At 71.3% G+C, this 12,454-nt stretch carries 9 protein-coding genes; 3 read left to right on the top strand and 6 right to left on the bottom strand.

The window, feature by feature from the left end; genetic code table 11:
• Nucleotides 1-123: 123 nt before the first annotated feature.
• The 3 genes from EHO50_RS09080 to EHO50_RS09095 all read right to left on the bottom strand — a co-directional run bounded on the left by EHO50_RS09080 (nt 124) and on the right by EHO50_RS09095 (nt 5,024).
• The gene (locus EHO50_RS09080; RefSeq protein ID WP_128429365.1) at nt 124-912 is read right to left on the bottom strand and encodes a S1 family peptidase; all 789 of its coding nucleotides are present in this window, start codon (nt 910-912) and stop codon (nt 124-126) included.
• 278 nt (nt 913-1,190) lie between these two features.
• On the bottom strand, nt 1,191-4,010 hold the full coding sequence (locus EHO50_RS09090; protein WP_128429366.1) for a helix-turn-helix transcriptional regulator: 2,820 nt from the start codon (nt 4,008-4,010) through the stop codon (nt 1,191-1,193).
• Nucleotides 4,011-4,184: 174 nt separating this feature from the next.
• Complete coding sequence (locus EHO50_RS09095; RefSeq protein WP_425472146.1) at nt 4,185-5,024, bottom strand: response regulator transcription factor; 840 nt, start codon at nt 5,022-5,024, stop codon at nt 4,185-4,187.
• Nucleotides 5,025-5,153: 129 nt separating this feature from the next.
• Here EHO50_RS09095 and EHO50_RS09100 point away from each other — a divergent pair, with 129 nt between their 5' ends.
• A complete protein-coding gene (locus EHO50_RS09100; RefSeq protein ID WP_128429368.1) occupies nt 5,154-6,824 on the top strand; it encodes an AMP-binding protein in 1,671 nt (556 codons plus the stop codon).
• On the top strand, nt 6,821-8,413 hold the full coding sequence (locus EHO50_RS09105) for an AMP-binding protein (RefSeq protein ID WP_128429369.1): 1,593 nt from the start codon (nt 6,821-6,823) through the stop codon (nt 8,411-8,413). Before EHO50_RS09100 ends, EHO50_RS09105 begins: the two co-directional genes overlap by 4 nt.
• 36 nt (nt 8,414-8,449) lie before the next feature.
• On the opposite strand, the gene EHO50_RS09110 is transcribed toward EHO50_RS09105, so the two are convergent.
• Nucleotides 8,450-8,953 (bottom strand): GNAT family N-acetyltransferase, encoded by a 504-nt coding sequence (locus tag EHO50_RS09110; RefSeq protein WP_128429370.1) that lies wholly within the window; start codon nt 8,951-8,953, stop codon nt 8,450-8,452.
• A 41-nt stretch (nt 8,954-8,994) separates the two neighbouring features.
• Complete coding sequence (locus EHO50_RS09115) at nt 8,995-9,771, bottom strand: hypothetical protein (RefSeq protein ID WP_128429371.1); 777 nt, start codon at nt 9,769-9,771, stop codon at nt 8,995-8,997.
• Nucleotides 9,772-10,003: 232 nt separating this feature from the next.
• Here EHO50_RS09115 and gcl point away from each other — a divergent pair, with 232 nt between their 5' ends.
• The gene (gene gcl, locus EHO50_RS09120; protein WP_128429372.1) at nt 10,004-11,788 is read left to right on the top strand and encodes a glyoxylate carboligase; all 1,785 of its coding nucleotides are present in this window, start codon (nt 10,004-10,006) and stop codon (nt 11,786-11,788) included.
• A gap of 296 nt (nt 11,789-12,084) precedes the next feature.
• Here gcl and EHO50_RS09125 read toward each other — a convergent pair whose 3' ends face one another.
• Nucleotides 12,085-12,435 carry a hypothetical protein gene (locus tag EHO50_RS09125; protein WP_128429373.1) on the bottom strand — a complete coding sequence of 117 codons (351 nt, stop codon included), beginning with the start codon at nt 12,433-12,435 and terminating at the stop codon, nt 12,085-12,087.
• Nucleotides 12,436-12,454 lie beyond the last annotated feature (19 nt).

The raw sequence follows: 12,454 nt of genomic DNA on the forward strand, positions 1-12,454 counted from the left end.
CCCCCCCCCCCACTCCCCGGCGATTGTTTGGGGGGGGTGGGGGGCCGGGCGGGGCCCCCCCCCAACGCCCCCTGGTCTTGCACCTGAGGTGTGCTCAGGAGACCCTCTGGGTGCCGTTCCCGGTTACGACTCGACCTGTTCGGTCACCTCGTCCGAGAAGGTGGTCAGCCGGGTGTATACCCCCGGGTAACCGGCCTGGGCGCAGCCTTCGCCCCAGGAAGTTATCCCTGCCAGGACGCCCCCGATGAGCAGGGGACCGCCGCTGTCGCCCTGGCAGGTGTCAGTGCCGCCGGAGGTGTATCCGGCGCAGACCATGTCGGACGCGATGAACTGCGAACCGTAGGAGCTCGCGCAGCTGGAGTTGGAGACGATCGGCACGGTCGCCGTCCGCAGCTGGTTGGAGGAGCTGCCGTTCGAGGAGGTGGTGCCCCAGCCGAGGATGCGGGCGGTGGTGCCGGCCGCGTACACACCGGTGTCCGAGGAGTCGACGTACGAGGCCGTCGTGTACGGCATCGAGGTCGAAAGGGTCAGCACGGCCACGTCGTTGCCGTCGGTGGCGTCGGTGTAGTCCGGGTGGACCCAGATGTTGCTGACCCGGCTGACCGTGCCGTTCGTGCCGTTGAGGTAGGTGCGGCCGCCGACGACGCGGACGCTGCTCGTCGTCTCGCCGACCATACAGTGGGCGGCGGTGACCACCTTGGTCGCGGAGACGAGCGTGCCACCGCAGAACTGGTTCTGCGAGGCGTCCGTGATCTGCATGACGAAGGGGTACGCGGTCGTCGTGGTCGTCGTACCGCCCACGATGCGCGTCGACGCGGCCTCAGCGGTGGGGGCGCTGAGCAGTGCGGCCGCGGCGGCGGCGGCGGTCGCCACGACGGCGGCGGCCTTTCTGGCGCGGGTGAGCCCGAACATGAGTCTCCTCAGTGGGGGTTGCCGGTGGGGGGTCGCGCGGGTGTGGGGGGTGTGCACGGGGGTCGCGGGACCGACCCCCGTGTGCCCGGCGAGCGGCACATCCATAAGGTAGGTCCCGGAAGTTCCCCTTCCCAATGAGGGAACCCCCTAAGGGAGTTGGGCAGGGAAAACCCTCGGTCGTGTCCGGCTAAACCTGCGCGGACCGACAAAGACGGGTGAACTCACCGCGTAAGGCGCCCCGAACTCAGCCCGAACTCACCCTGTACGGCGCCTCGACCTCATGTCGTCCGGCGCCCCGCCGCCAATCTGACGATGTCGACCCGCGATCGGATCCCGAGTTTGCGATAGACGCGGGTAAGTGTCGCTTCGACCGTTTTGACGCTGATGAACAGGCGCGCTGCGATCTCCCGGTTGGTCGCGCCCTCCATGACGAGCGCGGCGACCTGACGTTCCATCGAGGCGAGCCCGTCCAGACCGTCGAGACCGTCCGGCGTGGAGGCGGGGGTGGGGGCCGCCTCCACGGGACGCGCGGCGGCCGCCGCCTCGACCTGCCGCAGCCAGGGCAGCGCCCGGCAGCGGCGGAACAGCCGGGCCGCCTCGTCGTACGAGGTCGGGCCCGGAGTGCCGGTGCGCAGCTGGGCCAGCGCGAAGGCGGCCCGGGCCTCCTCCAGGCCGTATCCCAGTTTGGCGAGCCGGTCCTGTGCCGATGTCAACTGGGCCACGGCGGCGTCCTGTTCGCCCCGTGCCGCGCGGATCAGCGCCTCGGCCCGGTCGAGGACCGCCAGCACGCTCTCGCGGTCCAGCCGCAGCGCCTGCTCGCGCGTGACGTCGATGACGTCCTGCGCCTCCGCGAACTCGCCGCTGCGCACCAGGGCCTCGGCCAGATCGCCGTGCCATCGGCCGCGCGCCGGGTCGGTGATGCCGAGGCCCTGCTCCACCTCGCGCACCCGGCGCAGCGAACGCACCGCCGCCTCCACGTCCCCGGCGACCAGCTGGGCGTGGCCGAGGGCGGCCAGGGCGCGGGAGACGTACATCTGGTCGCCGTCCTCCTCGGCGTGCTCCACCGCTTCCCGGGCCAGCGACAACGCCCGGTCCACATCCCCGCCCGCGGCCTCCGCGAGCGAGGTCAGCACGGCGGAGGCCACCTCGCCGATCCCGGTGTCGCGGGCCAGGCGCAGGCTCTCGCGGGCCAGGTCGAGGGCGCGTCCGCAGTGCCCGGAGTGCAGTTCGGTCTCCGCGACCCCGCGCAGGAAGTGCACCTCGCTCTCCACCCAGCCGTGCCGGCGCACCTCGCGCAGCAGCGCGGTGACCGTGGCGCGGGCCTCGGGCAGCTGGTCGCTCATGATCAGCCAGCGGAAGCGGGAGTAACCGGCCCCGTTGTGATGGCAGGCCACCCTCGGGTCCTGGGGTTCCTCCAGCGCCCGTCGAATGGTCGCGGGGGCGTCCGCGTGGCCCATCAGGGTCTCGATCTGGGCCTGGAAGGCGAGCGCCATCAGCTCGGTGTACCGGTCGCCGGCCCGCGCGGCCAACTCCGCCACGTACGCGGCCTCCCCCCGGGCCTCGTCGAAGTCGCCGTCCACGAGCAGGGCGCGCCACGTCAACTGGTAGTGGACCAGGGCGAGCAGCTTCGGGTCGTCACCCGCGTCGGCCAGGGCCTGCGGGAAGACCGCGTCGACCTCTGTCATGGCATGGCCCGCCGTCTCGATCACCGCGATCCAGGCCCGTACCCGGTCCGCGGGCACCGTCGCCCGGGTGAGCACCTCCCGGGCGATGTCCCGGGCGAGATCCAGCTCACCGGCGGTGATCGCGTCCTCGGCGGCCTCCAGCCGCAGCACCTCCGGGCTCTGCGAAGCTTCCGCCGGGGTGTGCCGGGCGGCGAGCAGGGAGAGCTGCGCGGCCACCGACGGCGCTCCCCGGTCGCGGGCCAGGGCGGCGGCCTCGGCGAGCCGGGCCGCGACCTCCGGGTCGGTGCCGGTGGTCGCGAGGGCCAGGTGCCGGGCGCGCTCGATCGGGTCGGAGGCCACCGTGGACAGCGCGGCGTGCGCGGCCCGGCGCTCCTGCGCGGGCGCCTCCGCGTAGAGCGCGGCGGAGATCATCGGGTGCGCGAACCGTACGGCGGGGCCCTCGGGCTCGGTCGCCAACAGCCCGAGTTCGGCGGCCTGGGCGGTCTCGGCCTCGGCGTTGTCGCGGCCGGCCGCGTGCAGCAGGGCCAGCGTGGGACGGGCGCCCGCGCTCGCGACGAGGAGGGTGCGGCGCGCCTCCTGCGACAGCATCTCCAGGCGGTTCAGCACCAGGGCGCGCAGCGAGGTGGGCACCGGCAGGGGCTCGCCGGGGCGGGGCGGGGTGGGGTTCTCGGCGAGGGCGCGGCCCAGTTCGAGGGCGAACAGGGCGTTGCCGCCGCTGGTGCGGTGGATGTCCCGGACCGTGGAGCGGGGCAGGCCGGTGTAGCCGCGGTGGTCGAGGAGGGCGGACATCTGGGCGCTGGAGAGGGGGCCCAGCCGTACCGCGAGGGTGTCCGGCGGGGACGCGCGTAGATGGCGGTCGTACTCCTGGCCGTCGGTCCGGACCGCGCACAGCATCCGCACCGGGGTGTCGCCGAGGCGGCGGGCGGCGAAGCCGAGGAGTTCGGCGCTGGCCGGGTCGAGCCACTGGAGGTCGTCGGCGACGACGAGGACGGGGCCGGTGTCGGCGAGGGCGCGCAGCGCGGACAGCACGGCCAGCCGCAGGGCGAGGCCGTCGCGCTGGAGGGTGGACTCACCGCGACCGGTGAGGGCCGACTCCAGGGCGATGCGCTGGGCGGTGGGGAGCCGCTCGGACACCTCGTCCAGGACCAGGCCGAGGAGGTCGGCCAGGGCGAGGAACGGGAGATGGGATTCGGACTCCGTGGGCGAGCAGCGCAGCACGGTGCGTGCCGCCCCGCCGTATTCCCCGGCCAATGCCCGCAGGACCGTCGACTTCCCAATTCCGGCAGGCCCGTGAAGCAGCACGCTGCCGCCCCGTCCGAGCTGCTCACGCGCCGCGCTGAACAGCTCCTCCCTGCCGATGACCTGGTCGGGGCGGCATCTCGCAGGCTCCTTGAAGTCCCGTCGCACGGTCACCGCTCCCCTCCGTGTGTCGTGTTCGGGCCAATATTAGGCAACGGATCTTTGAAATTCGGACCGAAGACATGGTGAGGCAAATAACAGCGGTGGAGCATAGGGAAATTCAAAGCAGGGATGAATGAATGAGGGGTCGTCGGGGGTGGGCCGGATCCGCCCGGACGCCTCGCACTCCTACGGCAGCAACCCCGCCCGGCGTGCCGCCACCACCGTCTCGCCCCGGGTGTGCGTGCCCAGCTTCCGCATCGCCGACCGCAGGTACCCCTTGACCGTCTCCGCCCGCAGCCCCAGCCGCTCGGCGGCGAGCGCGTTGGTCGAGCCGGCGGCCACGCAGGCCAGCACATCCAGTTCGCGGGGGGACAGCTGCACGCCGTTCAGGGCGGGCCTCTCCGTCAGGAGGCCGCAGGCATCCAGGAGCTCCGCGCGCAGGGCGGGGTCGCTGATGCGTGGGGCCAGGGCCCGCAGAGTCGCGTGGGCCTCGCGGACCTGCTCCCACGCCGAGCCCCGCCCGGACGGAGCCGTCTCGAGCCGCGCCGGCTCCGGCCGGGCCGCCTCCAGCAACCCCCGCACCTCCTCCCGCACCACCAGCGACTGCTCCACGTCCCGCGCCGCCTCCACGGCCGCCGTCAGGGTGCGGTCGCCCAGGGGCTGGGCCGTGCGCAGGGCGCCGTACAGGACACCGCGCACCCGGCGCCGTACGACGACCGGGACCGCCAGCACCGAACGCAGGCCCTCCGCGGCGACCGCGGCGTCGTACTCGTGGGTGATCTGCCGGGAGACGGAGTAGTCCGTGACCGCGCAGGGGCGGGCGAGGGCCACGGCCTTGCCGCCCAGGCCGTTGCCGGCGGTCACCGCGAGTCTGCTGAGGGAATCGGTGGCTGTGCCGTTCAGTTCGCTGATGCGCATGCGCGGGCGCCCCGACTCCACCAGGCCGCCGAAGGCGACCGGGAGCCCGGTCGAGCGGCGCAGGCGCGCCAGCGCGCCCCTTATGTCCGCCGATGCGGCCGCGTCCACTGCCACGTACTCGCCCTTTCACCGCTGCTTCCCGGAGCGCACACCCCCGTTCGGGGGTAGTGAGACCCACGTCACGGATTACACGATGACAGAGAGCCGCCCGGCAAGGTCCGGTAACCAGGAGGACAGATGACTACGGGGACGGAGTTGTTCCGCAGTGCGCGGGACTTCCTGCTCGACCACCGCGAGGACTACGCCACCGCCTACGAGGGCTTCGCCTGGCCCCGGCCCGAGCGGTTCAACTGGGCGCTCGACTGGTTCGACGTCATCGCGGACGGAAACGACCGCACCGCACTGCACATCGTCGAGGAGGACGGCAGCGAGGTCCAGCTGTCCTTCACCGAGATGGCCGAGCGGTCCGCTCGGGTCGCGAACTGGCTGCGGGCGCGCGGCGTTCGCGCCGAGGACCGCATCCTCGTCATGCTCGGCAACCAGGCCGAGCTGTGGGAGACCGCCCTGGCCGCCATGAAGCTGCGCGCCGTCGTCATCCCGGCCACCCCGCTGCTCGGCCCCGCCGACCTGCGCGACCGGGTGGAGCGCGGACGCGTCCGGCATGTGCTGGTCCGAGCCGAGGACACCGGCAAGTTCGACGAGGTGCCCGGCCGCTACACGCGCATCACCGTCGGCGGGGTGCGCGAGGGCTGGCAGTCGTACGAGGACGCGTACGCCGCCCCCGCCGAGTTCACCCCCGACGGGCCGACCGCCTCCGACGACCCGCTGATGCTCTACTTCACCTCCGGCACCACCGCCCGCCCCAAGCTGGTCGAGCACACCCACACCTCGTACCCGATCGGGCACCTGGCCACCATGTACTGGATCGGCCTCAAGCCCGGCGACGTGCACCTGAACATCTCCTCGCCCGGCTGGGCCAAGCACGCCTGGTCCAACCTCTTCGCCCCGTGGAACGCGGAGGCGACCGTCTTCATCCACAACTACACGCGCTTCGACGCGGCCCGGCTGATGGCGGAGATGGACCGTGCCGGCGTCACCACCTTCTGCGCTCCGCCGACGGTCTGGCGCATGCTCATCCAGGCCGACCTGAGCGCGCTGCGCACCCCGCCCCGCGAGGCCGTCGCCGCCGGTGAGCCGCTCAACCCCGAGGTCATCGAGCGGGTGCGGGAGGCCTGGGGCGTGACCATCCGGGACGGCTTCGGGCAGACCGAGACGGCCGTCCAGGTCTCCAACAGCCCCGGCCAGCCCCTGAAGACCGGCTCGATGGGCCGCCCCAGCCCCGGCTTCCGCGTCGAACTCCTCGACCCGGTCTCCGGCGCGCCGGGGGCCGAGGAGGGCGAGATCGCCCTCGACCTGTCCGCCCGCCCCGTCGGCGTGATGACCGGCTACCACGGCGACGCCGACCGTACGGCGGAGGCGATGGCCGGCGGCTACTACCGGACGGGTGACATCGGTTCGCGGGACGCCGACGGATACATCACGTACGTGGGGCGAGCGGACGACGTGTTCAAGGCGAGTGACTACAAGATCTCCCCGTTCGAGCTCGAGAGCGCCCTGCTGGAGCACGAGGCGGTCGCCGAGGCTGCCGTCGTGCCCGCGCCGGACGAGCTTCGGCTCGCGGTGCCGAAGGCGTACGTCGTCCTTGCGGAGGGCTGGGAGCCGGGCCCCGACACGGCCAAGGTGCTCTTCGAGCACTCACGGGAGGTCCTGGCGCCGTACAAGCGCGTCCGCCGCCTGGAGTTCGCGCCGCTGCCCAAGACCGTCTCCGGCAAGATCCGCCGCATCGAGCTGCGCGAGGCCACCGCCACCGGGTCGGACGCCGAGTACCGCGAGGAGGACTTCCGGTGACCGCGCAGCTGTCGTACACCCACGGCACGAGCGAGACGGTCCTGCTCGGCGAGACGATCGGGGCCAACCTGGACCGGTCGGTGGCCGCGTGGCCGGACCGGGAGGCGCTGGTAGACGTACCGTCCGGGCGGCGCTGGACCTACGCCCGGTTCGCGGCGGACGTCGACCGGCTGGCGTACGCGCTGCTGGCCAGTGGCGTGGCCAAGGGCGACCGGGTGGGCATCTGGGCGATCAACTGTCCCGAGTGGGTCCTGGTCCAGTACGCCACGGCCCGCATCGGCGCGATCATGGTGAACATCAACCCGGCCTATCGCACCCATGAGGTCGAGTACGTCCTCAAGCAGGCCGGGATCTCGCTGCTGTTCGCCTCCCTCAGCCACAAGACGAGCGACTACCGGGCGATGGTCGAGCAGGTGCGCGCCAAGTGCCCGCAGCTGCGGGAGACCGTATTCATCGGGGACCCGAGCTGGGAGGCGCTGATCGCGCGGGGAACGCCGGTGCCGTACGAGGAGCTGTCCTGCGACGACCCGATCAACATCCAGTACACGTCGGGCACGACGGGCTTCCCGAAGGGGGCCACCCTCTCCCACCACAACATCCTCAACAACGGTTATTTCGTCGGGGAGTTGATCGCCTACAGCGAGCAGGACCGGGTGTGCGTTCCCGTGCCCTTCTACCACTGCTTCGGCATGGTCATGGGCAATCTGGCCGCCACCTCCCACGGCGCCTGCATCGTCATCCCGGCCCCGTCCTTCGACCCGAAGGCCACGCTGGAGGCCGTCCAGCAGGAGCGCTGCACCTCGCTGTACGGCGTACCGACCATGTTCATCGCGGAGCTGAATCACCCCGACTTCGCGTCGTACGACCTCTCCTCCCTGCGCACCGGGATCATGGCGGGCTCGCCCTGCCCGGTGGAGGTGATGAAGCGGGTGGTCACCGAGATGCACATGGCCGAGGTGTCGATCTGCTACGGCATGACGGAGACCTCGCCCGTCTCGACGCAGACCCGGCGCGACGACGACCTGGAGCACCGCACCGGCACGGTCGGCCGCGTGCTGCCGCACATCGAGGTGAAGATCGTCGACCCGGCGACCGGCGTGACCCAGCCGCGGGGCAAGGCGGGAGAGCTGTGCACCCGCGGCTACAGCGTGATGCTCGGCTACTGGAACGAGCCCGAGAAGACCGTCGAGGCCGTCGACCCCGGGCGCTGGATGCACACCGGTGACCTCGCGACGATGCGGGAGGACGGCTACGTCGAGATCGTCGGCCGCATCAAGGACATGATCATCCGGGGCGGCGAGAACATCTACCCCCGAGAGATCGAGGAGTTCCTGTACGCCCACCCCAAGATCGCGGACGTCCAGGTCGTCGGGGTGCCGCACGAGCGCTACGGCGAGGAGGTGCTGGCCTGCGTCATCGCGCGCGACTCGGCCGATCCGCTGACGCTGGAGGAGCTACGGGCCTTCTGCGACGGGCAGCTGGCGCACTACAAGATCCCGAGCCGGTTGCAGATCCTCGACTCCTTCCCGATGACGGTGTCCGGGAAGGTGCGGAAGGTGGAGCTGCGGGAGAAGTACGGGGTCCTCTGAGGCCGGCCGCGGCACATGACCGGCCGTGGCGCATGCTCAGCCGCGGCGCATGCAGACCCGTGGCCATCGGTCGAGGCCGAGTTCCGCCTCGTGGGCGCGGATCTTCCGTAGCCCCGGGGTGAGCCCGGCCTCGTCCAGGACACGGACGCCGAGGCGTTCGTAGTACGGCGCGTTCCACGGGACGTCGGTGAAGGTGGTCAGGGTGAGAGCGGTCAGGCCCTCCTCGCGGGCGCGGTCGGCGGCGTACGCGAGAAGGGCCCGGCCGATACGGCGACGCGCGCGGTCCGGGTGCACCGAGACCTGCTCGATGTGCAGGGCGCCGTCGACGGGCTCGCAGATCAGATAGCCGACCGGGCAGTCACCGTCGTCGCAGGCGACCCAGGTGCGGCCGGCCCGGCGATAGTGCTCCAGAACGTCCAGGGCGGGCGGCTCGTCGTCGGCGATCGCCGCCATGCCGAGGTCGCGGAAGGCGGCTCCTGCCGCGCGCTCGATGTCCTGGAGGGCCGGGAGCTCGTCGGGCCGGGCGGGGCGGATGCGCATGTGCCGAGTGTCCGTCGGCGGCTGCGCCGGGCGCGAGCGGATTACTGGGCCCCCGTCGCGTCCAGTTCGTCGGCGAGGGTGTTGACCGGCTGGGGCGTGCCCGTGAGGTCGAGGACGAACAGGGGGACGCCGAGGGAATCGGCTTGGGCGCGGGCGTCGGGGGCGTATCCGGCGAGGGAGAAGTACACGCAGGCCGCCGACTCCGTCATGGCCGTCAGCCACAGGCACTCCACGTCCCGCAGGGAGGCCGGGCGTACGGTCGGGTCGACCTGGGCGAGCAGGCCGTGGGCGGCGATGCCGATGCCGGTCGGGGGCCGCTGGTCGGCGCGGCGGATGTCCCGGTAGCCGAGCCAGCGCAGATAGACGGCGGCTGCCGTGACCGCGTCGCGCGCGGTGCGGATCGTGACGGGCTGGAAGACGCGGCGCGCGGCCGGGGCCTTCCGCGGCGCCGAGCCTTTGCCCGCCTCTCGCGCCGAGCCCGTGTCGGCCTCTCGTACCGAGCCCGTGTCGGCCTCTTGTGCCGAGCCGGTGTCCGCCTCCCGCGCAGAGTCCATGTCCGACCGCGCCACCGGGACACGCAGCACCGTCCCGCAGGGGCAGCCCAGCTCCGGGCGGGGCCACTCGTTCTCCCGGCCGCATGCCGTACAGCGCACGCCGACCCATTCGTCGTCCCACGTGCGATGGGTGATGGCCGTCGCCGTCCCGTGCGGGTCCAGCGCCGGTGCGACGGGCGCCCCGCACTCACACGGATAGGCGGGTGCCTCGTAGAGATGCTCGCGCCGGCAGGCCGGGCAGCGCACCGACACGCTCTCGGACATGGCCCACTCCAGGACGACCTCGCATCGGACAGCGCACCCATCGTCCTCCAGGTAGGGCCTGGTTGTCCGCCCCTTGACGGTCTTCACCGGTCCACCTACATTGCTTCCAGATAGTAGAAAACAATTTCCGCGATACGGAATAAGTCGGATCGCGGGGATGCCATCGTCACGGAATTGCTCACCGCGGGGCGCGACGGGAGTGCGAATCCGACAGCCGAAGCAGGAGTACTCAATGGCTCGTATGACCGCTGCCCGAGCGGCAGTCGAGATCCTCAAGCGCGAGGGCGTCAGCAACGCGTTCGGCGTGCCGGGCGCGGCGATCAACCCCTTCTATGCGGCGCTCAAGGCCTCCGGCGGGATCCACCACACCCTCGCCCGCCATGTGGAGGGCGCCTCGCACATGGCCGAGGGCTACACCCGCACGCACCCGGGCAACATCGGCGTCTGCATCGGCACGTCCGGCCCCGCCGGCACCGACATGATCACCGGCCTGTACTCCGCGATCGGTGACTCCATCCCGATCCTGTGCATCACCGGCCAGGCGCCGACCGCCGTGATCCACAAAGAGGACTTCCAGGCCGTCGACATCGCGTCGATCGCCAAGCCGGTCACGAAGATGGCGGTGACCGTCCTGGAGGCCGCGCAGGTCCCCGGCGTCTTCCAGCAGGCGTTCCACCTGATGCGCTCCGGCCGCCCCGGCCCCGTCCTGATCGATCTGCCGATCGACGTCCAGCTGACGGAGATCGAGTTCGACCCGGAGACGTACGAGCCGCTCCCGGTCTACAAGCCCGCCGCGAGCCGCGCCCAGATCGAGAAGGCGATCGGGATGCTGAACGCGTCCGAGCGCCCGCTGATCGTCGCCGGCGGCGGTGTCATCAATGCCGATGCCGCCGAACTCCTCGTCGAGTTCGCCGAGTTGACCGGCACCCCGGTCGTCCCGACCCTGATGGGCTGGGGTCTGCTGCCCGACGACCACGAGCTGAACGCCGGCATGGTCGGCCTGCAGACCTCGCACCGCTACGGCAACGCGACCTTCCTGGAGTCCGACTTCGTCCTCGGCATCGGCAACCGCTGGGCCAACCGCCACACCGGCAAGCTGGACGTCTACACGGCTGGGCGGAAGTTCGTCCACGTCGACGTCGAGCCCACCCAGATCGGCAAGATCTTCGCCCCGGACTACGGCATCGCGTCGGACGCGAAGGCGGCCCTGGAGCTGTTCGTCGAGGTGGCACGGGAGCTGAAGGCGGAAGGCAAGCTGCCCGACCGCTCGGCGTGGGCGGCGTCCGCGCAGGAGAGGAAGGCGACTCTCCAGCGCCGTACGCACTTCGACGACATCCCGATCAAGCCGCAGCGCGTCTACGAGGAGATGAACAAGGCCTTCGGCCCGGAGACCCGGTACGTCTCCACCATCGGCCTCTCCCAGATCGCCGGCGCCCAGATGCTGCACGTCTTCAAGCCGCGGCACTGGATCAACTGCGGCCAGGCGGGCCCGCTCGGCTGGACGATCCCGGCCGCGCTGGGCGTCGCCAAGGCCGACCCGGAGGCGCAGGTCGTCGCCCTGTCCGGCGACTACGACTTCCAGTTCATGATCGAGGAGCTGGCGGTCGGGGCGCAGCACAAGATCCCGTACGTCCATGTCCTGGTCAACAACTCCTACCTGGGCCTGATCCGTCAGGCGCAGCGGGCGTTCGACATCGACTTCCAGGTCAAGCTGGAGTTCGAGAACATCAACTCGCCCGAGCTGGGCGTCTACGGCGTCGACCACGTCAAGGTCGCCGAGGGCCTCGGCTGCAAGGCGATCCGGGTGACCGACCCGAACGAGCTGGGCGCCGCCCTGGAGCAGGCCAAGAAGCTCGCCGCCGAGCACCAGGTCCCGGTCGTCGTCGAGGCGATCCTGGAGCGGGTCACCAACATCTCCATGTCGACGACGAACGACATCAGCAATGTGATGGAGTTCGAGGAGATCGCCACGGAGCCGGAGCATGCGCCTACGTCGATCAAGACGCTGAAGGTCTGACGCGTCTCGCTGCACCGAGGGGCGGTCCAACCGATGGGTTGGGCCGCCCCTTGCGTGTCCCCCGTCTTGCGTGTCCCCCGTCTTGCGTTTCCCCCGTTTTTCGTGTCCCCCGTCGCGGGGCCCGCCGCCCCCGTGTCGGCGGGCCTCGCGTGAAAAGAATGTGCCCACGGCAGGGGTGAGTTGAAGCCCCCCGACGTGTGTTCAGAGGTTGATTTGAGGGTTCCGTAGTCGGCGTACGCCGCCGGGCGTACGTCGGCCTGGCTCGGGACCTGGCGGGGCGGGCAGAAGTCAGCGCCTCAGAGCCGGCGCCGGGCCGCCTCGACACTGTCCCCGCCACTGGTGTTGAACGCGATGGCGGCCTGGGGCGCATGGCGTCGGATCAGGTTCACGATCTGCTCGAAGAGCGGCAGCAACTGCTCCGTCTTGCGGATCCCACCCCCGACGACCACCACGTCCCACGGACGCTCGACCAAGGACGCGATGAGGGTGGGCTCGGCCGACTCGTCGAACACGACCAGCGTCATGGCCGCGTCGATGCCGTGCTCGCCGAACCGGGTCAACTCCTTGTCCAGCACCGCCCGAAGGGCCTGCGCGTCGACGCCGGGTATCGCCTGCGGGTCGTAACCGACAACCAGTACGGAAGGCATACGGCCAAGCTACCGCGCT

Source organism: Streptomyces cyaneus, from assembly GCF_004028635.1.
GTDB classification, from domain to species: Bacteria; Actinomycetota; Actinomycetes; order Streptomycetales; family Streptomycetaceae; genus Streptomyces; species Streptomyces cyaneus.